This is a genomic window from Elioraea tepidiphila DSM 17972, from assembly GCF_000378465.1.
Classification (GTDB): Bacteria; Pseudomonadota; Alphaproteobacteria; order Acetobacterales; family Acetobacteraceae; genus Elioraea; species Elioraea tepidiphila.
This window is the reverse complement of record NZ_KB899913.1, coordinates 116,111-139,819: the sequence shown is the minus strand read 5'-3', so window position 1 is coordinate 139,819 and position 23,709 is coordinate 116,111. Positions and strand designations below refer to the sequence as shown.

Below are 23,709 nucleotides of genomic sequence, written 5' to 3'. Positions count from 1 at the left end.
GCAGGGCTGGTGTGGCGGCTGCGCGCCAAGGGAAACCTCATACCCGGCGCACGAAGGTGAAACCTGCGTGCGCCGGGTATGAGGCTCGCTACAGCGCCTTGTCGTAGGTGATCCACATCGTGCGCGTCGCCAGGCGGTCATACACGCCGCGGCCGCGATAGTTGTCGTCCGCCGTGATCCAGCGGATCAGGCCCCAGCCCTTCTCGCGCCCGATCGCGGCGACCGCCTCGATCAGCGCGTCCGCGATCCGCTTCCCGCGCATCGCCGGATCGACGAACAGGTCGTCGAGGAAGCCGCCATAGCCGCCGCGCAGCGGCCGCGCATAGGGACGATAGTGCGCGAGCCCGACCGCGCGCCCCGTCTCGTCCACCGCGACGAGTCCCTTCACCTCATGCGCCGGGTCCATCAGCCAGGACCAGACCGTGTCGCGCATCGCCGGCGTCTGATCGACCTTGTAGAACGCCGCGTAACCGGCATAGAGCCGGTCCCAGTCGCCCCGGTGTTCGGGGCCGACCGGGACGATGCGGATGCCGCTCATTCCGCCGCCTGCGCGTAGGACTCGATCGACTCGCAGGCGCAGACCAGGTTGCGATCGCCATAGACGTTGTCGACGCGTTTCACCGGCGGCCAGTACTTGCCCGAGGCGACCCAGGGCAGTGGCATCGCCGCCTCGCGCCGCGTGTAGGGATGCGTCCATTCATCGCCGGCGATCTCGTCCGCCGTGTGCGGCGCGTTCTTCAGCGGGTTGTCGTCCTTCGGCCAGCGGCCGGACTCGATCGCGCGGATCTCGTCGCGGATCGCGATCATCGCCGCGCAGAACCGGTCGAGTTCGGCCTTCGACTCGCTCTCGGTCGGCTCGATCATCAGCGTGCCCGCGACCGGCCAGGACATGGTCGGTGCGTGGTAGCCGTAGTCCTGCAACCGTTTGGCGATGTCCTCGACCATCACGCCGGCGCTCGCCTGGAATCCGCGGCAGTCGATGATGCACTCGTGGGCGACGAGGCCGTTCGCGCCGACATAGAGGATCGGGTAGTGGTCCTTCAGGCGCGCGGCGACGTAGTTCGCGTTCAGGATCGCGACCTGCGTCGCCTGCGTGAGGCCTGCGCCGCCCATCATGGCGATGTAGGCGTAGGGGATCGGCAGGATGCCCGCGCTGCCCCAGGGCGCGGAGGCAACCGGCCCGGGACCCGTCGCCGGTCCGGCGGCGGCGACGAACGGGTGGTTCGGCAGGAATGGCGCGAGATGGGCCGCAACGCCGATCGGGCCGATACCAGGCCCGCCGCCGCCATGCGGGATGCAGAACGTCTTGTGGAGGTTGAGGTGGCAGACATCCGCGCCGATCGCGGCGGGGCTGGTGAGCCCCACCTGCGCGTTCATGTTCGCGCCGTCCATGTAGACCTGCCCGCCATGGGCGTGGATGGTGTCGCAGATCTCGCGGATGCCCTCCTCGAACACCCCATGCGTCGAGGGATAGGTCACCATCAGCGCCGCGAGCTTGTCCGCGTGCTGCGCGGCCTTCGCCTTCAGATCGGCGATGTCAATGTTGCCGTCGCGGTCGCAGCCCACGGGCACGACGCGCATTCCCGCCATCACCGCCGAAGCCGGGTTCGTGCCGTGGGCAGAGGTCGGGATCAGGCAGATGTCCCGGTGCGTCTCGCCGCGGCTCTCGTGGAAAGCGCGAATCGCCAGCAGGCCCGCGTACTCGCCAGCGCTGCCGGCGTTCGGCTGGAGGCTCACCGCGGCGAAGCCGGTCACGGCGCAGAGCCACTGCTCCAGCCGCGAGGTGAGCGCGCGATAGCCCCCGGCCTGCTCGATCGGCGCGAAGGGGTGGATGTTGGCGAAGCCCGGCCAGGTGATCGGGATCATCTCGGCAGTGGCGTTCAGCTTCATCGTGCACGAGCCGAGCGGGATCATGGAGCGGTTCAGCGCGACGTCCTTGTCCTCGAGGCGCTTGAGGTAGCGCAGCATCTCGTGCTCGGCGTGGTGGGTGTTGAACACCGGCTGGCGCAGGAACGGCGAGGAGCGCACGAGGGCCGCCGGAATGCTGTCCGGCGCCGCGAGCGCATCGACCGCAACCGCCGTGCCGGACGCTTCGGCCAGCGCCGCGACCAGGGCGGCGAGGTCGGCCTGCGTCACCGTCTCGTCGAGCGCGATGCCGACACCGGTTGCGTCGATGCGGCGCAGGTTGAAGCCGCGCGCAAGCGCGGCCGCCATCAGCGCCTCGGCCTTGTCGCCGGCCTCGATCGCGATCGTGTCGAAGAACATGTCGTGGCGCAGCGCGAAGCCGACGCGCCTCGCCGAGTCGCCAAGCAGCCGCGCCAGCAGGTTGCAGCGTCGCGCGATCCGCTTGAGCCCCTCCGGCCCGTGCCAGACCGCGTACATCGACGCCATCACCGCGAGCAGCACCTGCGCGGTGCAGATATTCGAGGTGGCCTTCTCGCGACGGATGTGCTGCTCGCGCGTCTGCAAGGCGAGGCGGAGCGCCGGCCGGCCGGCGGCATCCTGGCTGACCCCCACCAGCCGCCCGGGCATCAGCCGCTTGTAGGCGTCGGAGGTTGCGAAGAACGCCGCGTGCGGACCGCCATAGCCGAACGGCACGCCGAAACGCTGCGCCGAGCCCACCACGATATCTGCGCCCATCTCGCCGGGCGGGGTCAGCAGGCAGAGCGACAGCAGATCGGCTGCCACCACGGCGAGCGCGCCGGCGCGGTGCGCCGCCGAGATCTCGGGACGGAGGTCGCGCACCGCGCCCGTGGTGCCGGGATACTGGAGCAGCACCGCGAAGGGCTTGGCCGCCTCGATCGCCGCCGGATCGTTCGCGGCGATCTCGACAACCTCGACCCCGAGCGGCTTCGCGCGCGTCACCACCACCGCGCGCGTCTGCGGATGCACGTCCGCGGCGATCGCCAGCACGCGCGAGTGCGGCGCATTGCGCTGCGCCCTGTTCACCGCCAGCGCGAGCGCCATCGCCTCGGCCGCAGCGGTGCCCTCGTCGAGCAGCGAGGCATTGGCGATGTCGAGGCCGGTGAGGTCGATGACCATGGTCTGGAAGTTGAGCAGCGCTTCCAGCCGGCCCTGCGCGATCTCGGCCTGATACGGCGTGTAGGCCGTGTACCAGCCGGGATTCTCCAGCACGTTGCGCAGGATCACCGGCGGGGTGTGCGTGCCGTGGTAGCCGGTGCCGATCAGGCTCTTGATGTCGGCGCGGTTCTGCGCCGCAAGCCCAGCGAGCTCGGCCAGGACCGCGGCCTCGTCCTTGGCCTCAGGCAGGCCCGCGGGTGTCGCGATGCGGATACCCGCCGGCACTGCTTTCGCGGTCAGCGCATCGAGGCTGTCGAGCCCGAGGACAGCCAGCATCGCCTGCCGCTCCGCGGTATCGGGGCCGATATGGCGCGCGACGAACCCGTCAGGCCGCGCGAGCGCGGCAAGCTCGGCGAGCGGCGTCATCACAGCGTCTCCAGGTAGGCGGCGTAGGCGGTCTCGTCCATGAGATCCGCGACCGCCGCGGGATCCGTGGGCTCGATCCGGAAGAACCAACCCTCATCGAGGGCCGAGGCGTTCACGAGCCCTGGATTGTCCGAGAGCGCGCCGTTCACCTCGACGATCTTGCCGGCGATCGGCGCGTAGATGTCGGAGGCCGCCTTCACGCTCTCCACCACCGCGCAGGCCTCGCCGGCCGCGACCTCGCGCCCCACCTCGGGCAGTTCGACGAACACCACGTCGCCGAGCGCGGTCTGCGCATGATCGGTGATGCCGACGGTGGCGACATCGCCGTCGAGTCGCACCCATTCATGGTCCTTGGTGAACTTCAGCTCGCTCATCGTGGGCTTCCCTGTCAGCGCTTGTAGCGGTGTGGAACGAACGGCATCGGCGCGATCCGTGCGGGCAGCATCCTGCCGCGCACCGCAAGCGCGACCGCCGTGCCGTCAGCGGAGAGGTCGCGGCGGACATAGCCCATCGCGACCGGGGCATTCAGGGTCGGGCCGAACCCGCCCGAGGTGATCTCGCCGATCTGCGTTCCGTCGGCGGCATGGATCGTGGTGTGGGCGCGCGCAGGCGCGCGGCCCTCGGGCAGGATGCCGACGCGGAGCCGGGATGTGCCGTTCTCCAGCTCGTGGCGGATACGCGCGGCGCCGGGAAAGCTCCACTCGCTGCGTCGGCGCTTGCCGATGGTCCAGGTGAGCGCCGCCTCGACCGGGCTGGTGGTGCGGTCGATGTCGTTGCCGTAGAGGCACAGTCCGGCTTCGAGGCGGAGGCTGTCGCGCGCGCCGAGACCGGCCGGCGCGACATCCGGATCGGCGAGCAGCGTGTCGGCCAGGCGCTCCGCCTCGGCGGCCGGGGCGCTGATCTCGAACCCGTCCTCGCCGGTGTAGCCCGACCGAGAGACGAGGCACGGGATGCCGGCGATCGCGACCTCGGCGACACCCATGAACGGCAGCACGACGGCAGCGGGCCCGAGCCGCGCCATCACGCCCTCCGCCGCAGGGCCTTGCAGCGCGATCAGCGCGCGGTCGGTCCAGACGGCGAGCCGCACACCGGCGGGCAGGTGCGCTTCGATATGGGCGAAGTCCTCGTCCTTGCAGGCGGCGTTGACCACCAGGAACAGCCGATCGCCCATGTTGGCGACCATGAAGTCGTCGAGGATGCCGCCGTCCTCGGCGGTGAGCAGGGCGTAGCGCTGGCGGTTCGGCTTCAGCCCTGCCACATCCGCCGGTGTGAGGCGCTCCAGCGCCGCGGCGGCACCCTCCCCCGTGAGCACACCCTGGCCCATGTGCGAGACGTCGAACAGCGCCGCCTTGCTGCGGCACTGGGCGTGCTCGGCCATGATCCCGGTGTACTGCACGGGCATGGCGTAGCCGGCGAAGGGCACCATGCGCGCGCCAAGGCGGCGATGCAGGGCGTCGAGCGGTGTGGTCTTGAGCTCTGTCACGCGGACTCCGGACGGCCATCCAGCCGGCCCCCTGCCGGCAGGTTCTGGCCCCCCTCTGTCCGGTGACCTGAGAGATTCGCGGGTCTCCCCGCTTACTCCGTCGGTGCGAACGCCTTGCGGCGCCCGGCTTTCCAGAGGTCCGTTCCCCCGGGCGGTCCCTGGTGCCTGAGCGTTTCCGGGGGCCGGTTGCGCCTTCGGCGGCGTGGAACGCGCCACGCACTCTTCCGCTGGGGTGGTCTGGACGGCGCCCTTTCTGCCCCAGGATGGCGCTCGGTTCAATGTCGAAGGCGGCGCCGGGCGCGCGATCCTGGCCGCGCCGGGCCGTCAGGAGCCGGCAGTCTCAGTCGACGATCACGACCTGCTGCGGATCGAGGGTAAGCCAGACCGCCTGGCCGACCTCGTGCACCTGCGTGGGCGGCGCGCTCACCCGCAGCTCGATCGCGCTGTCGCGGGGGCGGATCAGATAGTCCCAGGTCTCGCCGAGATAGACGCGCCGGGTCACCTCGGCCGGCAGCACGGCATGGCCGTTCGCATCCTCCGGGCGGGTCTCGCGCAGCATCATGCTCTGCGGCCGGACCGACAGCAGCACCGCACCGTCGCCGCCCTGTGGCGGCGTCGCCAGCCGCGAGGCCGCGAGCGCGACCGTGTCGAACACGATCTCGCCCTGGACGAGCCGCGCCTCGATCAGATTGGTCCGGCCGATGAAGCCGGCGACGAAGCGCGTGCGCGGGCGCGTGTAGAGCAGGTGCGGCGCGTCCACCTGCTCGATTCGCCCTGCATTCATCACCGCGATGCGGTCCGAGGTCGCCATCGCCTCGGCCTGGTCGTGCGTCACATAGACGGTGGTGATGCGGAATTCGTCATGCAGGCGGCGGATCTCGAAGCGCATCTCCTCGCGCAGATTGGCGTCGAGATTCGACAGCGGCTCGTCGAGCAGCAGCACGGCAGGCTCGACCACGATCGCACGGGCCAGCGCGACACGCTGCTGTTGCCCCCCCGAGAGCTCCGACGGGTAGCGGTCGGCGAGGTGGCTCATCTTCACCACCTCGAGGATCGCGCCGACCCGGCTCCGCACTTCGGCGCGTGGAAGCTTGCGCAGTTCCAGTCCGAAGCCGACATTCTCCGCCACCGTCATGTTCGGCCAGATCGCATAGCTCTGGAAGATCATCGACATGCCGCGCCGTTCGGGCGGCAGCACCGAGCCGGGGGCGGACAGGACCTTGCCGTCGATCTCGATCGTGCCGGCATCGGGCGGGATGAAGCCGGCGATCATGCGCAGCGTCGTGGTCTTCCCACAGCCCGAGGGGCCGAGCAGCGAGACGAACTCGCCCTCCTCGAGCGTGAGGTCGATCGCATCGACCACCGTGAGGCGGCCGTAGATCTTGGTGAGCCCGTTCAGGATCAGTCGCGGCACACTCAGCCCCTCCGCAGCATGAAATCGCGCCCGAGCAGCTTCATCCCGATCCCGACAAAGGCCATGGTGATCACCAGCAGGATGCCGCCGAACGCGGCCAGCACCTCGAAATTGCCGGCTTCGCTCATGTCGTAGAGCAGCACGGCCATGGTGCGCGTGCGGGGCCCGACCAGGAAGATCGCCGCCGAGAGCTCGCGCGAGGCCACGATGAACACGATCAGCCAGCCGCCGAGCAGCGCCTTGCGCACCAGCGGCGTGGTGATGCGCCAGACCGCGTGCAGCCGCCCGCTGCCCAGGATGCGCGCAGCCTCCTCCATCTCCGGGTGCACGGCTCGGATCGCGGCGGCCGAGTTCGCGTAGGCGATCGGCAGGAAGCGCGCGGCGAAGGCGAGGATGATCAGCGCCGCGGTGCCGTAGAGTGCGAGGGGAGGTGCGGCATAGGCGGCATAGAAGCCGATCGCCATGACGATGCCGGGGATCACGAAGGGCGCCATGGCGACGAAGGCGAGCGCATCGCCGAACGGGACGAGGCGTCGGTTGACGATGTAGGCGATCAGCAGCGCGAGCAGGACCGCGATGGTCGCGGCCGTGGCCGAGAACCAGACCGTGTTCCACACCGACTGCATCGCCATCTCGTGCTCGAAGATCAGCAGCCGGTAATTGGCGAGGGTCAGGTTGTCGAGCGCGAAGCCGCGGCCCCAGGCCTTGGCGAAGGAGGCCTGCGCGAGGACGAACAGCGGCATCGCAACCGCGAGCAGGCCAACGCCCGCGCACCAGGCGAACAAGGCCCAGCGCCACCGACCGAGCCGGATCAGTCGCCGCTCGCCTCCCTTGCCCGTCTGCGAGACGAACCCCTTGCGCGCGAGCAGGAGCTTCTGAACGGCGATCAACCCGGCGGTGATCATCAGCAGTGGCATCGCATAGGCGGCCGCGACCTCGACGCGCACGGGCCATTCGAAGAACTGCCAGAGCTGAGTGGTGACGACGTTGAGCCGCGCGGGAATCCCGAGAATCGCCGGCACGCCGAACAGCGAGATCGCTTCGAGGAAGACGAGGATGAACCCGCCCAGGATCGCCGGCATCACGAGCGGGATTGAGATGCGACGCATCGCCGTCCAGGTGCCGGCGCCGAGGATGTTCGCCGCGTCCTCCATCTCGGACGAGACAAGGTCAAGCGCGGCCTTCACGAAGATGAACACGAGCGGGAAGGAGTTGAGGGCGATCACCAGCGTCATGCCCTCGAACGAGAAGATGTTGAACAGCGGGGCTTCGAAGCCGGTCAGGTCGCGCCAGAACCGGTTCACGAACCCCGAGTTCGGGCCGGCGAGCAGGATCCATCCGATCGCACTGAGATAGGGCGGGAGGATGAAGGCGCCGAGCACGGTGGCCCAGGTGAGGCCTTTCCCCGGCATGTCGGTGCGCGAGACCGCCCAGGCCATCGGCACGGCAAGAATGACGGCAAGGGTCGCCGAGGCGAGGCCGAGCAGCAGCGAATTCACCAGCGCGTTGATGTAGCGTTCGCGTCCATAGGCGAAGGCATAGTTGGCGAGCGTGAACGCGCCGGTCCGCTGATCCTCGAAGCTCACCACGAACAACTTCGCCAGCGGGAACGCCACCAGGAACAGCAACACGCCGATCAGCGCGATCCACAGCAGCATGACCGGCTCGATGTTGCGCAGCCGTCCGAGCCAGGTCACACGCCGGGAGCCCGCCACAGCGGCCGGGCCGCGGGCGGAGAGCGTTCCGCTGTCAGGCATGGAGCGGCAATCCGAGAGCAGGTCGCGGCGGCCCGATCCGGTCCGCGGTCCGCCGCATGGTCGTCCCTGGCCGGCTCACACGCCGAAGATGTCCCGCCAGATCTCGCGGATCTCCGGGATTCCCTTCTCGACTTCCTCCGCCGTCGGCGTCATCGCGGCGAACTGGTCCAGGGCCTTCGCGCCGTCCGGCGCCGGAACCTCGGGCCTCAGCGACTCGCCGAAATACTGACGCACCGTCTGCGAGTAGATCGGTCCGGTGAAATACTCCATGAACAGCTTCGCCGCGTTCGGGTTCGGCGCGTTCTTCAGCGCCCCGCTCGGCGCGGGCACCATCAGCGTGCCGTCGGTCGGGTAGATCAGCGCAAGCGGATTGCCGCGCGAGATGCTGAGCAGCGAGGTCGCCGACGGCATGCCGACGCCGATCGTACGCTCGCCCGCGTTCAGCACGGTGACGGGATCCGCCGCCGACCGTCCGATCTGCGGCTTGTTGCGTTCGAGCGCCCGGAGATAATCGACGCCATACATCTTGCGCATCATCACGGCCCAGGAGCCGATCGCGCCGCTGAAACCGGGATGGCCCACCGAAAGCTGATCCTTCCACTTCGGATCGATGATGTCCTGCCAGGATTTCGGCGCCTCTGCCTCGCTGACGCGATCGGTGCGACGGCCAAGCATGTAGAGCGCGAGATAGGTCACCTGGAACAGCCCGTCCGGATCGCCGAGGTCGCGCACCACCTTCAGCATCCCCTCCGCGTTGCGTGGGCGGTACTCCAGCAGGTGCCCCTCGCGCTTGAGGAAGGTCAGATGGCTCTGATCGACCGAGCTGAACACGTCGCATTGCCGCACGCGCGCGCGCATGTCCTGCGAGAGCCGCTGGAACGCCACCTGCGAGGTGCTGCGCACCACGTTCACGCGGACGCCCGGATAACGCTCGGTGAAGGCGCGGCCGATCGCCTCGGAGGGCTCGGCCTGCATCTGCCCCGTGTACCAGGTGAGTTGGCCCTCGCGCTGCGCCGCAGCGTAGAGTTCGCGCTCGTGCGCGGGCATGTCCTGGGCGGCGGCGCGGCGCGACGGGATGATGGCGGCGGCGCCGATGCCCGCGGCGCCGGCGAGAAGGCCTCGCTTGGTCAGTCCGGTCATGGTGTCGATCCCTCCCATTTCTCGGCGCTTGTGCGCCTTGACGACGACACGTTGCCAGCGCGGGCCGCGAGTGTAAACTGTAAACACTGTTGCGTCTTTGCATGAACCGTCGCGACGCCATGTGCGACGGGCTGCTGAAGTCCGCTGTCGCGGCGCCAAGGGGAGGACACAGGGTATGGATCTGATCGAGCGGATCGGCGTCGACGTCGGGCGGCGGCTCAAACTCGAGGACGCGATCGACTGGGCCGCGGCGAATGGGGTGCGCTACATCGATATCCAGCTCGACACCGGGGCGAATGCAGTCAACACCTTCGACGATGCCCGCGCGCGAGCCATCCGGGCGGCGCTGGAGAAGCATGGCATCCATCTCGGTCTACACACCCTGTCGGCGGTGAATGTCGCCGAGTATTCGCCGTTCCTGTCCGAGGCCGTCGATGCCTACATGAAGGCCTATATCGACGCCGCGCCCCGGCTCGGCGCCGAATCCATCGTCGTGCATGCCGGCTACCACTTCACCGCGGACGTGAAGATGCGCATGCAGGCCGGGCTCGAGCGGCTCAAGCGCATGGTTGCCTACGCCGAGACGAAGGGCGCCCTGCTGCTGCTCGAGAACCTCAACAAGGAGCCCGCCGATGCCGAGGTCCATTACCTCGCCCATACGATCGAGGAATGGCGGAGCTACTACGAGGCAATCGACAGTCCTGCCTTCGCGCTCTCCTTCACCGCGAACCACGCCCATCTGCTGCCCGAGGGGGTCGAGGGCTTCGTGGCCGCGATCCCGATGCATCGCGTGGTGGAGGTGCGGCTCGCCGACTGCTTCCGCAACGGCCATGAGCAGCATCTCGTCCCGGGCGAGGGCGACTTCGACTTCGGCGCCATGTTCAAGCTGATCGAAGGTACCGGGTTCAAGGGCCACTACATGAACGCCTTCGGCACGCTGGAGGACATGCAGCATGCGCGTGCCCGCCTGGTCGACCTCGCGCGCGCTGCCGGCGTGAGCGCCTGACGGCACCGAATGCAGGTGCCATTTCGGGCCGCGGAACGAAAACGCTTGCCGGCCGATCGGCGAATGTGCACGCTGTCCGCATCGTTCCGCGGAGGCGCAGATGTCCGAGAGCCTGCTCGATCGCCTGCTGGGACGGTTTGCGCGCGCGGCGGCGCGCATCAGGGCGTGGCATCGCTGGCCCTACTTTGTCGGCGTTGCGATGATCGTCGGCCACCGCGTCAACATGCGGCGCGAGAATCTGACCGATACCGAGGTGTCTCCGCCCAGGCCGCCGCCGCCTGACGGGTTTGACGTGCGCGGCATGCGCACGGCCGACGGCAGCTACAACGACCTTGCCAAGCCGTGGATGGGCATGACGGGTGCGCGGTTCGGCCGGAACATGCCGCTGGCCGAGACGTTCGGCGAACGCCCGCCGCGGCTCTACGAACCAAGCCCGCGGCTGGTCAGCAATCGCCTGCTCGCGCGCCGCCAGTTCGTGCCGGTTCCGCATCTCAACCTGCTCGCCGCCGCGTGGATCCAGTTCATGGTGCATGACTGGCTGAGCCACGGCTCGAACGACAAGGAGGCGAAACCCTGGGATGTCCCGCTGCCTGAGGGCGACCGTTGGATCGACGGCCGGATGACCGTGCTGCCGACCGACCCCGACCCGCGCCATCCGGGCGACGAAGGCCGTCCCGACGCCTACACCAATGTCGAGACCTCGTGGTGGGACGGCTCGCAGGTCTACGGCTCGACGCGCGAGCGACAAGTGCTGGTCCGCACCGATCCGGCGACCGGGAAGCTCCGCGAGGACGGCAAGCTCGGGCTTCGCGAGAACGGCGCGCTGCCGCTCGAGCACCGCACCCTGCGCGGCAAGCCCAGCCCGCGGCTGGAGCTTGCCGGCGTGAACGGCAATTGGTGGATCGCGCTCTCGGTGCTGCATCGGCTGTTCGCGCACGAGCACAATGCGATCGTGGATCGGCTGCGCATCGACTTCCCGGACGCCTCGGGCGAGTGGCTGTTCCAGAAGGCACGGCTGGTCAACGCCGCGCTGATGGCGAAGATCCACACGGTCGAGTGGACGCCGGCACTGATGAACTCGCACGAGGGCCGCACCGTGATGCGCGGCAATTTCTGGGGCATCATGGGCGAGACCTTCACGCATGCCTATGGCCGGATCGGCTCGGGCGAGATCCTCTCCGGCATTCCCGGCTCGCCCCAGGCGCATCACAGCGCGCCCTATGCGATGACCGAGGAGTTCGCCGCGGTCTATCGCCTGCATTCGCTGATCCCGGACGAGATTTCGTTCCGTCGGCACACGGACGACAGCGAGGTCGTCCGGCTCGATCTGACGAAGGTGGCGGGCGGCGAGGTGTGCGACGTCTATGACGCGGTGCCGTTCGACGACGTGGTCTACTCCCTCGGCACCAGCAACCCGGGCGCGCTGGTGCTGCACAATTTCCCCAACGCGCTGCGCCAGCTTGATCGGCTGGACAGCCAGGGCGTGCATTTCGACCTCGCCGCGATCGACATCCTGCGCGATCGCGAGCGTGGCGTGCCGCGCTACTGCGCCTTCCGTCGCCGCATCGACGCGCATGTGCCGAGCAGTTTCGAGGAGCTGACCGACGATCCCGACTGGCAGCGCGAGCTGCGCGAGGTCTACAACGGCAGGATCGAGGACGTGGACCTCCTCGTCGGCACGCTCGCCGAGGCGAAGTCGGCGAAGTACGGCACGCCGCCCGGCTTCGGCTTCTCCGACACGGCGTTCCGCATCTTCATCCTGATGGCCTCGCGCCGGCTGAAGAGCGACCGCTTCTTCACCGACGACTTCCGCCCGGAGATCTACACGCCGGCGGGCTTCGCCTGGGTGCAGGAGAACTCGCTCCGCACCGTGCTGGAGCGCCATTGCGGCGCGCTCCGGCCGCACTTCGGTGATGCGCGCAACGTGTTCTTCCCGTGGACGAGGGCGGGGGCGTGAGCGATGGTCCGCACGATCCGCGTCCCCCTCCTGGTCGACCTGCTGGTCGCCGAGGAACCTGACGCGATCCAGGCACTCGCAGCCGAGGCGCGGCTCGATCGTGGCGTGCCGGCACGCGCGCCGCTCGTGAACCGGATGATCGCGCATCGTGTCGCTGACGTGCTTCAGGTGGAGGGTCGACCGCTGCCCTCGGTCGCGCCCCGCGACGCGCCGGGCCGTGCCGCCGCCCGCGATGCGCTGGAGACCCGGCTCGACGCGCGCCGGATCGACCAGGCGCATCTCGACGCTCTGGCGGCGTATGTCGTCGGCCGCGGTGACCGGCCGGTCGGCCCGCTCGTGCAGGAGACGATCGGCCGCCTGTTCGTCGCCGAGTTCCGCGCCACGGACGAGACATGGCAGGCGGCGCGCCTGCTCGACCAGGCGGCGCGCACGCTCAACCCGATCCGCCGGCTGGTCTGGGCCTTCACCGGCCGGGTGAACGACGCGCGGCGGCTGCTTGCCCGTCGGTTTGCCGGCGATCCGGCGGCGCTGCACGCCGTGGCGATCGCCGTGCACACCCTGGTCGCGTCGTTCCAACGCATGCGCGGGCTCGCCGCCAGGTCGGGAGGTGTGCCGCGCCATCCGCCGGCCGAAGCGGCATCGATCTGCCTCGCCGCGCCGCCGCGCGTGCTGCGCTACGCCACCGCGCCGGGAGCCGACGCGCACGCGACGTTCCGCGCCGGCACGCTGGTGCTGCTCGGCCTGGAGGCGGCGCGGGCGCGCACGCTTGCCCATGACGTCGCGTTCCTGACCGCGACCTGGAGCCGCTGCCCGGCGCATGCCTGGGTTCCGGCGCTGCTGGAAGCGGTGTGGCAGCGCGCCGCGGAGACAGCGCAGCCATGACGCCGGACCCGATCTTCACCCCGCTCGCGTTCCGCAGCCTGACGGTGAAGAACCGCGTGTTCCGCTCCTCGATCTCCGGGCGGTTCGACAACGAGGACGGCTCGCTCACCCAGGCCCGCATCAACTGGGAGTGCCGCTTCGCCAAGGGCGGGGTCGGCGCGATCATCTCCTCCTACGTGCCGGTGCGGATGGACGGGCGGATCATCGCCGGCTACGCGACCATCCACCGCGACGACTTCATCGACCTCTGGCGCAAGCTCGGCGAGGCGGTGCGGAGCTTCGACTGCCGGTTCATCCTCCAGCTCAGCCATTCCGGGCGGCAGATGGATCTGCCGGGCGTGCACAACCAGCATCGCCCTGCGCCGGCGCCGACCAGTGCGAAGGAACCGCTGCACGGGTTCCTCTGCCGTGCGATGGGTGCGGCCGAGATCGAGCGCATGATCGCCGATTTCGCGCGCGGGGCCTGGCGCGCGCGCGAGGCCGGGCTCGATGGGGTCGAACTGCACGCGGCGAACGGCTACCTGTTCACGCAGTTCCTCAGTTCCGCGATCAACGACCGCACCGATCTCTACGGCGGCTCGCTCGCCAACCGCGCACGCTTCCTGCTGGAGGTGATCCGCGCGATCCGCGGCGCGTGCGGGCGCGACTTCCATCTCCAGGTCAAGCTCAGCGCGGTCGAGCACAACGACTTCCTTGTCCCCTGGGCGCCGAAGGGCAACACGCTCGCCGATACGATCCAGGTCGCGCAGTGGTGCGAAACCGCGGGGGCGGATGCGATCCATGTCTCGACCGGTTCGGCGTTCCCCCATCCGCTGAACCCGCCGGGGCCGATGCCGCTCGAGGTGCTGGCGGTCACCTACGACGCGATGGTGTCGGCCGGGATGCACGGGTTCCGCAACCTCGCGATCTTCCGCAGCCCGCTCCTGCGTCCGCTGTTCCGCTGGCTGTGGGACCGCAAGCGGCGCGGCCGCCCGATCGAGGGTGTGGGGATCGACGAGGCGCGCGCGATCAGGGATTCCGTCGGGATCCCCGTGATCAGCACGGGCGGGTATCAGACCGCCTCGGTCGTGCGCGACGGCATCGCGCGCGCCGCCTTCGACGGTGTCGCGATCGCGCGGCCGCTGATCGCCAATCCCGACCTGCCGCAGCAATGGGCGTCCGGGCGTGACCTGCCCGCGATCCCCTGCACCTACTGCAACAAGTGCCTGGCGAACGCGCCCAAGAATCCGCTCGGCTGCTACGAGGAGTCCCGCTTTCCCGACCGCGAGGCGATGCTCGCCGCGATCACCTCGATCTACCGCGCGCGCCCGGGGCTGCGCGTGCCCGATCCAGCGGAGGTGTAGGTGCGCGCGTCGGTCACCGCGGTCGAGGCGGCGCGAGCAGGGCGGCGTTGGCTCACCGTGCCGCTGACGCTGATGGTGGCACTCGCCCTTGTGCTCGGGCTCGTCCTGCTCGCCGCTGTAGCGGTGCTGCTGCATCGTTACAGCGGCGAGTCCACGCCACACTACGCTGGCGATGTCAGCCACTTCCGCTACGGCTCGATCGGCGCGGATCGGTCGAGCGGACTACCGTATCGTGTGTGGAAGGAGCTTCCCGCCCTGTTCCCCGAGGTTTTCCGGCCCACGCTCGAGCGTGGCGACGGCGCCTATGCGGCGTTCGGCTTCCTCTACGAACGCCATGCCGACGGCACGCCGTACGACCTGCCCATCGGTATCTCGCGCCGGCGGGTCAACGGCGTCGAGCTCGTCTGGTTCAACTGCGCGGTCTGCCACGCCGGCACCTGGCGCCGCGAAGGCGGCGAGCGCGTGATCGTGGACGGGATGCCGTCCAACAATCTCGACCTGCACGGCTTCATCCGCTTCCTGCTCGCCGCGGCGAATGACGACCGGCTGAGCCCCGGTCCGCTGCTCGCACGCCTCGAGGCGAGCCAGGGCCGGTTCGGCCTCGTCGAGCGGGTGCTCTGGCGCCATGTGGTCCTGCCCCGCGTGCGCGGTGAACTGCTGCTGCGCCATGTGCGGCTCGACCCGCTGCTCGCCGTGCAGCCGCCCTGGGCACCCGGGCGCGTCGATACCTTCAACCCCTACAAGCTGATCCAGTTCTCGGTCCCGTTCAGCGCGCTCGACCAGGCGGAGCGGATCGGCACCTCCGACTTCCCCTCGATCTTCCTCCAGCGTCCGCGCGAAGGGATGCAGCTGCACTGGGACGGCAACAACACCAGCCTGCACGAGCGCAACCTCTCCGCCGCTGTCGGCGCCGGGCTCGATCTGCGCACGGCCACCGCCGCAGACCATGCCGCGATCCGCCGAGTCGCGCGCTGGCTGCTCGATCTCCGCCCGCCGGCGAGCCCGATGCGTGGGGCGGCCGATGCGGCGGCGGTCGCACGCGGGCGCGAGGTCTATATGCGCGCCTGCGCGTCCTGCCACGGTCACCAGGACGGCGAGCGTTATGTCTTCGAGGGCGGACGTCTCGGCCGCGTCGAACCGATCGAGCGCATCGGCACCGATCGCGCGCGCCTCGACTCCTACACGCAGGAGTTCCTGCGCCAGCAGCGCGCGTCTCTGGGCTTCACCCGCTTCACGAAGACGGATGGCTATGCCAACCAGCCGCTTGACGGGCTGTGGTTGCGCGGCCCCTACCTGCACAACGGCTCGGTGCCGACATTGGCCGACCTGCTGGAACCGGCCGAGGCGCGGCCACGCGCCTTCCTGCGCGGCGACGACACGCTGGACGAGGCGCGCGGCGGGTTCCGCTCTCCCCCCTGCACCCCCGGCGAGCCGGCGCCGTCCGGCCGGTTCTGCTTCGACACGACCCGCCCCGGCAACGGCAATGCCGGCCACGACTACGGCACAGGTCTGAGCCGGGCGGAGAAGGACGATCTGCTCGCCTATCTACGGACGTTCTGAAGGAGGTTCGGACGCATGGATCAGACCCTGAGCCTCGGCTGGACACAGGCGGAGGCGCGCTCGCGCAAGGACACCTACAAGCGCGTTCTCGCGGTGAGCTTGATTGTACAGGCCGGGCTCGCGCTTCTCGCGATCCTGTTTCCGGCCACGCTCTCGCATCTGCTCGGTCTCCCCTCGGCCACGCCTTCCGGCTGGCTGCGGGCGTGGGGGGCCACGCTGCTGCTCGTCACGCTGCTGTACTTCCCGGGCTACATCGACCCGGTGCGCGTGCGCTGGCCCAACGTGATCGGCATCCTGGGGCGTGTCGCCACGGCGCTGCTGTTCCTGCTTCTCGCGCTCGGTGCCGGGCTGCGCGGCTTGCTGTGGCTCGCGCTGATCGACGGCGTCTTCGCCGCAGCCCTGGTCGTCACCTATTTCCGGCTGTTCCGTGCCGAGCTGATGAGCCGGCCGTAGGGATCAGCCGCCACCCAGTGCAGCGCGCGCGGCGCGGCGGAACCGCGCGGCGTCGGCCTCCGCCTCGACATGGACCGCCAGCCGCTCGATCAGGTCCGGCGCCGAGCCGGCCGTGGCAGCCTCCTTGCGCACCAGCACGCGCGCGATCGGACCGAGATGGAAGGCGAGCGCCGCCTCGATCGCCGCGAGCGCGGTGGCGTCCGGCACGAACGCCGTCGCCGTGAGGGTCGGCACCCGGGACCGGATACCGCTGTCGGTGCCTGGGGCAAGCAGCGCGCGGTTGCGGCGCAGGAACTCGGCCCGCTCGTGCGGGTCCTCGATCATGCCGACACAGGCGCCCAGCAGGTCCTGCGCCGTTTCCGCGCCGGCCGCGGCGCGGCGCAGGAGGGTGTCGGCGATCGGGCCGATCTGCTGGACCAGGTCCTCGCGCAGCCGCGCGAGCAGCGCAGGGTCGAAGCGCTCGGCCGCTGTCGAACCAAGACTGGCTGAGAGTAACCCGCCGCGGCTGCCGGGCTCCGGCATCGGACGGACGATCGTCTCCGCCTCGGCGCGGAACCCGCCGGTGAGCGCGGCGCGTAACGCGTCGCGGAACTGCCGCGCGCTGTCGAAGCGATGCTCGGGCTTCTTGGCGAGGCCCCGTGCGAGCACGGGCGCGAGCGCGGTGGTGGCGAGCGGGCCGAGCTCGACGGGGTCGGGGCTGGTCAGCCGCAGCAGCGTCTCCGGCAGCGAGGCGCCGGCGAAGGGCGCACGGCCGACCAGGATCTCGAACAGGATCGCTGCGACCGCGAACAGATCGGCGCGGTGGTCGACCGCGCGCCCCAGCGCCTGCTCGGGCGCCATGTAGCCGGGCGTGCCGATCATCGCCCCGGTGCCGGTGACCGCCGAGAGATCGACCCGGGCGATGCCGAAATCGGCGAGCTTCGCCGCCCCCGAGGGCGTGATCATGATGTTGCCGGGCTTGACGTCGCGATGCACCACGCCGGTCGCGTGCGCCGCGCCGAGCCCATCCAGCACCTCCAGCATGGCCGCGACCAGTCGGGGCGTGACCGCGGCGCGATTGGCGGCACTCTCGCGCAGCATCCGCCCGAGCGTGGTGCCCTCGACGAACTCCATGACGATGTAGGGCGCCTCGGCGTCGTCGGCGAAGTCATAGACGGCGACGATCGCGGGATGGGAGCACCGCCCGGCCGCGCGCACCTCGGTGCGGAAGCGCTCGAGAAACGCATCGCGCGCCGCGTCGTCCAGCATGGAGGTGCGCATCACCTTGATCGCGACGCTCCGGTCGATCGCCGGGTCGTGCGCGCGCCAGACCACGCCCATTGCGCCGGCGCCGAGCCGCTCGATCGGCACGTAGCGGCCGAGCCTGGCCGGGAGCTCGGCCGGACGGACGATCGTCTCGGGATGGTCCGACATCGCGCTCAGGCGCCGAGCATGCGCATCGCCTGGTCGAGGCTGCGGCGCATCCGCGTGAAGGCCCGGCCGAGTTCGCCGATCTCGTCGCGTCCGCCGGCGGCGAACTCGGGCGCATCGGCCTTGCCCAGGCTGACATCGGTGGCGAGACGCGAGATGCGCACCACCGGCCGCACCACGGTCAGGTGCAGCAGCACGTTGAGGACGACCATGACACCGGCGAACACGGCGGCGAGCAGCACCATCGCCGCGTGCAGGTTGCGCTGCGCCGTCTCCAGCGCCACCGCCATCGGCACCGAGACGATCTGCGCGGCAACGGTCTCGCCCATGCTCCAGCCGAATCCGTTGCTGCTGCCGTACTGGGCAAGCAGGGCCGGCGGCGCCCGGTCGGGCGTCGAGTGGCAGGTGAGGCAGGCCTCGCTTGACACCGTGATCGGCCGGGCGAGCGTCAGGACCGGGCCGGTCGGCGTCTCGCGTTCGGCCGAGAGTTCCTCGAGGCCGCGGCGGTTGCGGAAGGCGTGGATGAAGTCGGCCTCCCAGTCGGTGGCGCGGTCGGCCGGGTTGGTCGGGTTGAGCGCCGCCTCCTTGTAGGTGAAGTCGGGGTAGCGCTCGGTCAGCGCCTTGAAGTTGGTCTGCGCGGCATAGGAGGGCACGGTCATCGGCTCGAAATGGTCGCGGGGGGCGGCGGCCAGGGCCGGGCCGACACGCTGGGATGTGTAGGTGCGGACCGCGTTCGCCGCGGCCATCATGATGCGCGCGTTCTGCAGCACCTCGCCCCGCGCCGAGGCGACGAACTGGCGCTCGAGCGCGACCCAGGCGGCGGCGAAGCCGACCGCGAACACCGCGAGGATCGCGAGGTTGAACTTGAGCCGAAGTCCCATGGCGCTGCCTGCCGTCTCTCGGCCGGTGATCCTGGGACCAAATCGATAACCGAGGGTTTCCGGCGCCCGGCCGGACCGGGTTTCCCGCCACTCGCGACGATTGTTGCCCGCCACGCCACACCACACGTAAGGTGACGCCCGGGGCCCGGGCAGGCGTCAGGAGAACGAGAGGGCCCGGGGAAGGGAGATCGTCCGGTTGAAGAAGGACACGCCGATCCTGGAAGCCGCGCAGGTGTCCTTGCGCTTCGGCGGAGTGCGCGCGCTGACTGACGTGTCGTTCTCGGTCGAGCGGGGCGAGCTCTTCTCCATCATCGGCCCGAACGGCGCCGGCAAGACCTCGATGGTGAACTGCATCTCGGGGCGCTACCGTCCGACCGAGGGGCGGGTGCTGTTCGAGGGCACCGACATCACGACCATGAAGCCGAACCACCGCGCCGATCTCGGCATCGGTCGGACGTTCCAGAACCTGGCTTTGTTCGGCCACATGTCGGTCCTCGACAACATTCTCGTCGGCCGGCACCACCTGCTGAAGAACAACTTCGTGACCGGCATGCTGTACTGGCTCGGCGGCGCGCAAAAGGAGGAGCTCGCGCATCGCCGCGAGGTCGAGGACATCATCGACTTCCTCGAGATCCAGCACATCCGCAAGGCGCCGGCCGGCACGCTGCCCTACGGGTTGCGCAAGCGCGTGGAGCTCGCGCGCGCGATCGCGCTCAAGCCGAAGCTGATCCTGCTCGACGAGCCGATGGCGGGGATGAACCTCGAGGAGAAGGAGGACATGGCCCGCTACATCGTCGACCTCAACGAGGAGTGGGGCATGACGGTGATCATGATCGAGCACGACATGGGCGTGGTGATGGACATCAGCCACCGCGTGATCGTGCTCGATTTCGGTCGCAAGATCGCCGAGGGCACGCCGGAGCAGGTGCTCGCCGATCCGCACGTCAAGCGCGCCTATCTCGGCGAGGCCGAGGACGTGCCGGTCGGGGGTGACACCGAAGCCGACACGGTCGCCTGAACGCCATGGCCCTGCCCGACCTCACCCGCCACGACACGCTTCCGAAGCTCCTGTCGCTGCATGCCCGCGAACACGGGAGCGAGATTGCGCTGCGCGAGAAGGAGTTCGGCATCTGGCGGTCGATCACCTGGGCGGACTACCACGAGCGCGTCCGCTCCTTCGCGCTCGGGCTGGCCTCGCTCGGCATCGGGCGCGGCGACGTGATCGGGCTGATCGGCGACAACCGCCCCGACTGGGTGATGGGCGAGGTTGCGGCGCACGCGGTCGGTGCGATGTCGCTCGGCATCTACCGCGACGCGCTCGACGACGAGGTCGCCTATCTTCTGTCCTACGCCGAGGCCAAGCTCGTCTTCGCCGAGGACGAGGAACAGGTGGACAAGCTGCTGGCCCTCGGCGATCGCGCGCCGTCGTTGTGCCACATCATCTATTCCGATCCGCGCGGGATGCGGAAATACGATGATCCGCGGCTGATGTCGGTCTCGGCGCTGGTCAAGCGCGGCGAGGATCTGCGGCTCGCCGAGCCAGACCGCTACGAGCGGATGGTGGAGGCGACGCGCGGCGAGGACATCGCGATCCTCTGCACCACCTCCGGCACCACCGCGCGGCCCAAGCTCGCGATGCTGAGTGCGCGCGCGCTGATCAATCACTGCGCCTGCTATCTCGGTGCCGATCCGAAAGGCCCGGAGGATGAGTACGTCTCGGTGCTGCCGCTGCCGTGGATCATGGAGCAGGTCTATGTGATGGGCTGGGGGCTCATCACCCGCATGAAGGTGAACTTCGTCGAGGAGCCCGACACGATGATGGCCGATTTCCGCGAGATCGGCCCGACCTTCGTGCTGTTCGCCCCGCGGCTCTGGGAGGCGATCGCGGCGGATGTGCGCGCGCGGGTGATGGACTCGACCAGGCTCAAGCAGCGTCTCTACGAGCTTGGCATGAAGCAGGGACTCGCGGCGCTGGACAAAGGCGGGCGGTCGACGCTCGCCGATGCGCTGCTGTTCAGGGCGCTGCGCGACCGGCTGGGGTTCTCGCGGCTGAAGTCGGCCGCGACCGGCGGTGCGGCGCTCGGCCCGGACACGTTCCGCTTCTTCCAGGCCATGGGCGTGCCGCTGCGCCAGCTCTACGGCCAGACCGAGCTGCTCGGCGCCTACACCATCCACACCGCCGAGGACGTGGACTTCAACACGGTCGGCGTGCCGTTCGACAAGACGGTGGAGGTGAAGATCGACAACCCGGACGCCAATGGTGTCGGCGAGATCGTCACGCGCCACCCCAGCATGTTCGCCGGCTACTTCAAGAACGAGGAAGCGACGAGGGCGGACCTGCGCGACGGCTGGATGCATACCGGCGATGCCGGCTACTTCGACAAGAAGGGCCACTTGGTGGTGATCGATCGCATCAAGGACATCGCGACCACCGCGCGCGGCGACCGCTTCAGCCCGCAGTTCATCGAGAACAAGCTGAAATTCAGCCCCTATGTGGCCGAGGCCGTCATCCTCGGCGACCAGCGCGACTACCTCGCCGCGATCATCTGCATCCGCTACCCGATCGTCTCCAAATGGGCCGAGCGCAACCGGATCGCCTTCACCACCTACAGCGATCTCGCCGCCAAGCCGCAGGTCGGCGAGATCCTCAAGCGCGAGATCGAGGCGGTGAACGCGCAACTGCCTGAGGCGCAGCGCATCCGCAAGGCCGTGCTGCTCTACAAGGAGCTCGATGCCGACGACGACGAGCTCACCCGCACCCGCAAGGTGCGGCGCGGCGTGATCGCGCAGAAATACGGCGACATCATCGATGCCATCTACGGCGACCGGCCCGAGATTCCGGTCGATACCGTGATCAAGTTCCAGGACGGTACCACCCAGCGCATCCGCACCACGCTCAGGGTGATCGAACTCCTGCCCGCGCCGGCCGCGGCACCCGCGCCGGCCCACGCCGCATGAGGATCGGATGAACTGGGAACTGCTGTTCCAGCTCACGCTGAACGGGCTGATCGTCGGCACGCTCTACGGCGTGGTCGCGATGAGCTTCGTGCTGATCTACAAGGCCTCGCAGGTGGTGAACTTCGCCCAGGGCGAGTTCCTGCTGGTCGGCGCCTGGGTGTGCTGGTGGCTGCTGACCGAGCACCGCGTGCCCTTCCTCTGGGGCTTCCTGATCACGCTCGCCTTCATGACGCTGTTCGGCATCCTGATCCAGGTGGTGGTGCTGCGCCCGCTGATCGGCGAACCGGTTATCAGCGTGATCATGGTGACGATCGGGCTGTCGATCTTCTTCCAGGCGCTGATGAAGTGGATGTTCGGCGTGTTCGCCCAGCCCTTCCCGCCGATCTTCGAGACCCAGGTGGTGAGCGTGATGGGGCTCGAGGTGCAGAGCGTCTATCTGATGAGCCTGGTCATCAGTGTCGCGATCATGGGCGCGTTTGCCTGGTTCTTCACCGCGTCGAAGCACGGGCTCGCGATGCGCGCCACCGCCTTCGACCAGCAGGTGGCGCAGTCCTTGGGGATTTCGGTCCGCCAGGTGTTCGCGATGTCCTGGGCGATCTCGGCGGTGGTCTCGGCGGTCGCCGGCGTGGTGGTCGGCGTGGTGAACGGTGTCAGTTCCGCGCTCTCGTTCTACGGCATCAAGGTTTTCCCGGCCGTGATCCTGGGCGGGCTCGATTCCATCCTAGGTGCCGTGCTGGGCGGCATCATCGTCGGCGTGCTGGAGAACGTCGCCCACTTCTTCGACACCACGCTGCTGAACTGGGGCAACATGTACCAGATCGCGCCGTTCTACGTGCTGATCCTGATCCTGATGATCAAGCCCTACGGGCTGTTCGGCACCAAGAACATCGAGCGGGTGTGAGGGCCGCACGCCATGGCCGCGATCGCGATGACCCCGTGCGGCGACTTCCGCCAGTCCTACCGCGAGGACACCACGATCTTCCCGACCCGGCTGTCGCGCGCCTTCGCGATCGCCGGTGTGGCCTTGCTCTGCCTCGTGCCCCTGACCGGCGACCGATACGTGCTGAGCCTGATGATCCAGATGGGCTATCTCGGTATCGCGGCACTGGGGCTGAACATCCTGGTCGGTTTCACCGGCCAGATCTCGATCGGGCACTCGGCGTTCTTCGGGGTCGGCGCCTTCGCCTCCGCCTGGTTCGTCGAACACGGCGTGCCGGTGCTGCTGGCGATCCCGCTTGCCGGCGTCGCGACCACGGCCGTCGGCATGGTGTTCGGCATCCCGGCCGCGCGGCTGAAGGGGCTCTATCTCGCGATCGCCACGTTGGCCGCGCAGTTCATCATCGAGGATTTCTTCGCCCGCGCGCGCTGGTTCACCGGTGGCGTGGCGGGGCGTATCACCCAGCCGCCCTCGCTGTTCGGCTTCGCCTTCGACAGCAACGAGACATACTTCTACTTGGTGCTCGCGTGGGTCGTGCTCATGTTCATCGGTGCGGCCAACCTGATGCGCTCGCGCGACGGTCGCGCGCTCGTCGCGGTGCGCGACCACTACCTCTCGGCCGAGATCATGGGGATCAACCTCACCTACTACCGCACGCTCTCCTTCGGCATCTCGTCGTTCTTCGCCGGCATCGGCGGCGCGCTCTACGCCCACTACATCCTGTTCGTCTCGGTCGAGGCCTTCACCATCCTGTTCTCGATCCAGTTCCTCGGCATGATCATCATCGGTGGCCTTGGCAGCGTGATGGGCTCGATGATGGGTGCCGTGTTCATGGTGATGCTGCCGGAGGTTGTGCAGTGGTTCGCCGATGCCGTGGCCGGAGGCGCGATCGACCGGGCGCTCGGCCTCGGCAATGCGGTCAGCTTCCTGCGCGAGATGGTGATCGGCGCGGCGATCATCCTGTTCCTGATCTTCGAGCCGGACGGACTCGCCCATCGATGGAGGCTGATCAAGGCGTACTGGAAGCTGTATCCTTTCTCGCACTGAGGGGCGACGAACGGCCCCGATGGAAACGTCTAGG

Annotated in this window: 19 protein-coding genes and 1 riboswitch; of the genes, 10 read left to right on the top strand and 9 right to left on the bottom strand. The window is 69.1% G+C overall.

Annotated elements, in window-relative coordinates:
• Window positions 1–88 precede the first annotated feature (88 nt).
• The 7 genes from F563_RS0104795 to F563_RS0104765 all read right to left on the bottom strand — a co-directional run bounded on the left by F563_RS0104795 (window position 89) and on the right by F563_RS0104765 (window position 9,241).
• A complete protein-coding gene (locus F563_RS0104795) occupies window positions 89–538 on the bottom strand; it encodes a GNAT family N-acetyltransferase (RefSeq protein ID WP_019013510.1) in 450 nt (149 codons plus the stop codon).
• Window positions 535–3,447, bottom strand: a complete 2,913-nt coding sequence (gcvP, locus tag F563_RS0104790) for an aminomethyl-transferring glycine dehydrogenase (protein ID WP_019013509.1) — start codon at window positions 3,445–3,447, stop codon at window positions 535–537. Before gcvP ends, F563_RS0104795 begins: the two co-directional genes overlap by 4 nt.
• A complete protein-coding gene (gcvH, locus tag F563_RS0104785; RefSeq protein ID WP_019013508.1) occupies window positions 3,447–3,821 on the bottom strand; it encodes a glycine cleavage system protein GcvH in 375 nt (124 codons plus the stop codon). The genes gcvP and gcvH overlap by 1 nt, the downstream gene beginning before the upstream one ends.
• 14 nt (window positions 3,822–3,835) lie before the next feature.
• Complete coding sequence (gene gcvT, locus F563_RS0104780) at window positions 3,836–4,930, bottom strand: glycine cleavage system aminomethyltransferase GcvT (protein ID WP_019013507.1); 1,095 nt, start codon at window positions 4,928–4,930, stop codon at window positions 3,836–3,838.
• 45 nt (window positions 4,931–4,975) lie between these two features.
• Window positions 4,976–5,075, bottom strand: a riboswitch (glycine riboswitch).
• A 195-nt stretch (window positions 5,076–5,270) separates the two neighbouring features.
• Window positions 5,271–6,344, bottom strand: coding sequence for an ABC transporter ATP-binding protein (locus tag F563_RS0104775; protein WP_019013506.1), 1,074 nt, complete (start codon window positions 6,342–6,344; stop codon window positions 5,271–5,273).
• A 2-nt stretch (window positions 6,345–6,346) separates the two neighbouring features.
• Window positions 6,347–8,101 (bottom strand): ABC transporter permease, encoded by a 1,755-nt coding sequence (locus tag F563_RS0104770; RefSeq protein WP_051089325.1) that lies wholly within the window; start codon window positions 8,099–8,101, stop codon window positions 6,347–6,349.
• 75 nt (window positions 8,102–8,176) lie between these two features.
• A complete protein-coding gene (locus F563_RS0104765) occupies window positions 8,177–9,241 on the bottom strand; it encodes an ABC transporter substrate-binding protein (RefSeq protein WP_019013504.1) in 1,065 nt (354 codons plus the stop codon).
• Window positions 9,242–9,416: 175 nt separating this feature from the next.
• Here F563_RS0104765 and F563_RS0104760 point away from each other — a divergent pair, with 175 nt between their 5' ends.
• From F563_RS0104760 to F563_RS0104735, 6 genes are all read left to right on the top strand, one after another.
• Entirely contained in the window at window positions 9,417–10,247 is an 831-nt protein-coding gene (locus tag F563_RS0104760) for a sugar phosphate isomerase/epimerase family protein (protein WP_019013503.1), read from the top strand.
• Between the two features lie 100 nt (window positions 10,248–10,347).
• Complete coding sequence (locus tag F563_RS0104755) at window positions 10,348–12,204, top strand: peroxidase family protein (protein WP_019013502.1); 1,857 nt, start codon at window positions 10,348–10,350, stop codon at window positions 12,202–12,204.
• Window positions 12,205–12,207: 3 nt separating this feature from the next.
• Complete coding sequence (locus F563_RS0104750; RefSeq protein WP_019013501.1) at window positions 12,208–13,086, top strand: hypothetical protein; 879 nt, start codon at window positions 12,208–12,210, stop codon at window positions 13,084–13,086.
• The gene (locus F563_RS0104745; RefSeq protein ID WP_019013500.1) at window positions 13,083–14,429 is read left to right on the top strand and encodes an NADH:flavin oxidoreductase; all 1,347 of its coding nucleotides are present in this window, start codon (window positions 13,083–13,085) and stop codon (window positions 14,427–14,429) included. Before F563_RS0104750 ends, F563_RS0104745 begins: the two co-directional genes overlap by 4 nt.
• Window positions 14,430–15,989: a c-type cytochrome gene (locus F563_RS0104740; RefSeq protein ID WP_019013499.1), complete on the top strand. Its 1,560-nt coding sequence runs from the start codon at window positions 14,430–14,432 to the stop codon at window positions 15,987–15,989. It begins immediately after the preceding gene.
• Window positions 15,990–16,004: 15 nt separating this feature from the next.
• Complete coding sequence (locus F563_RS0104735) at window positions 16,005–16,442, top strand: hypothetical protein (protein WP_019013498.1); 438 nt, start codon at window positions 16,005–16,007, stop codon at window positions 16,440–16,442.
• Window positions 16,443–16,445: 3 nt separating this feature from the next.
• On the opposite strand, the gene F563_RS21585 is transcribed toward F563_RS0104735, so the two are convergent.
• Both F563_RS21585 and F563_RS0104725 read right to left on the bottom strand, forming a co-directional pair.
• Window positions 16,446–17,855 carry a serine/threonine-protein kinase gene (locus tag F563_RS21585; RefSeq protein ID WP_019013497.1) on the bottom strand — a complete coding sequence of 470 codons (1,410 nt, stop codon included), beginning with the start codon at window positions 17,853–17,855 and terminating at the stop codon, window positions 16,446–16,448.
• Between the two features lie 5 nt (window positions 17,856–17,860).
• Window positions 17,861–18,733: a Tll0287-like domain-containing protein gene (locus F563_RS0104725; protein ID WP_019013496.1), complete on the bottom strand. Its 873-nt coding sequence runs from the start codon at window positions 18,731–18,733 to the stop codon at window positions 17,861–17,863.
• A gap of 196 nt (window positions 18,734–18,929) precedes the next feature.
• Between F563_RS0104725 and F563_RS0104720 the strand changes: the two genes are divergently transcribed.
• Genes F563_RS0104720 through F563_RS0104705 form a run of 4 tightly spaced genes read left to right on the top strand, consistent with a single transcriptional unit; the run spans window position 18,930 to window position 23,675 of the window.
• Window positions 18,930–19,751 carry an ABC transporter ATP-binding protein gene (locus F563_RS0104720; RefSeq protein ID WP_019013495.1) on the top strand — a complete coding sequence of 274 codons (822 nt, stop codon included), beginning with the start codon at window positions 18,930–18,932 and terminating at the stop codon, window positions 19,749–19,751.
• Between the two features lie 5 nt (window positions 19,752–19,756).
• Window positions 19,757–21,691 carry a long-chain fatty acid--CoA ligase gene (locus F563_RS0104715; RefSeq protein WP_019013494.1) on the top strand — a complete coding sequence of 645 codons (1,935 nt, stop codon included), beginning with the start codon at window positions 19,757–19,759 and terminating at the stop codon, window positions 21,689–21,691.
• Between the two features lie 7 nt (window positions 21,692–21,698).
• Window positions 21,699–22,592 (top strand): branched-chain amino acid ABC transporter permease, encoded by an 894-nt coding sequence (locus F563_RS0104710; RefSeq protein WP_019013493.1) that lies wholly within the window; start codon window positions 21,699–21,701, stop codon window positions 22,590–22,592.
• A 12-nt stretch (window positions 22,593–22,604) separates the two neighbouring features.
• Window positions 22,605–23,675, top strand: coding sequence for a branched-chain amino acid ABC transporter permease (locus F563_RS0104705; protein ID WP_019013492.1), 1,071 nt, complete (start codon window positions 22,605–22,607; stop codon window positions 23,673–23,675).
• The last annotated feature ends 34 nt before the right edge of the window (window positions 23,676–23,709 follow it).

Bases quoted from the DNA above. Each gene is read 5' to 3' on its own strand.
- F563_RS0104795 (WP_019013510.1), bottom strand. From the start codon at position 538: ATGAGCGGCATCCGCATCGTCCCGGTCGGCCCCGAACACCGGGGCGAC.
- gcvP (WP_019013509.1), bottom strand. From the start codon at position 3,447: ATGACGCCGCTCGCCGAGCTTGCCGCGCTCGCGCGGCCTGACGGGTTC.
- gcvH (WP_019013508.1), bottom strand. From the start codon at position 3,821: ATGAGCGAGCTGAAGTTCACCAAGGACCATGAATGGGTGCGACTCGAC.
- F563_RS0104770 (WP_051089325.1), bottom strand. From the start codon at position 8,101: ATGCCTGACAGCGGAACGCTCTCCGCCCGCGGCCCGGCCGCTGTGGCG.
- F563_RS0104765 (WP_019013504.1), bottom strand. From the start codon at position 9,241: ATGACCGGACTGACCAAGCGAGGCCTTCTCGCCGGCGCCGCGGGCATC.
- F563_RS0104760 (WP_019013503.1), top strand. From the start codon at position 9,417: ATGGATCTGATCGAGCGGATCGGCGTCGACGTCGGGCGGCGGCTCAAA.
- F563_RS0104755 (WP_019013502.1), top strand. From the start codon at position 10,348: ATGTCCGAGAGCCTGCTCGATCGCCTGCTGGGACGGTTTGCGCGCGCG.
- F563_RS0104750 (WP_019013501.1), top strand. From the start codon at position 12,208: ATGGTCCGCACGATCCGCGTCCCCCTCCTGGTCGACCTGCTGGTCGCC.
- F563_RS0104745 (WP_019013500.1), top strand. From the start codon at position 13,083: ATGACGCCGGACCCGATCTTCACCCCGCTCGCGTTCCGCAGCCTGACG.
- F563_RS0104735 (WP_019013498.1), top strand. From the start codon at position 16,005: ATGGATCAGACCCTGAGCCTCGGCTGGACACAGGCGGAGGCGCGCTCG.
- F563_RS21585 (WP_019013497.1), bottom strand. From the start codon at position 17,855: ATGTCGGACCATCCCGAGACGATCGTCCGTCCGGCCGAGCTCCCGGCC.
- F563_RS0104725 (WP_019013496.1), bottom strand. From the start codon at position 18,733: ATGGGACTTCGGCTCAAGTTCAACCTCGCGATCCTCGCGGTGTTCGCG.
- F563_RS0104715 (WP_019013494.1), top strand. From the start codon at position 19,757: ATGGCCCTGCCCGACCTCACCCGCCACGACACGCTTCCGAAGCTCCTG.
- F563_RS0104710 (WP_019013493.1), top strand. From the start codon at position 21,699: ATGAACTGGGAACTGCTGTTCCAGCTCACGCTGAACGGGCTGATCGTC.
- F563_RS0104705 (WP_019013492.1), top strand. From the start codon at position 22,605: ATGGCCGCGATCGCGATGACCCCGTGCGGCGACTTCCGCCAGTCCTAC.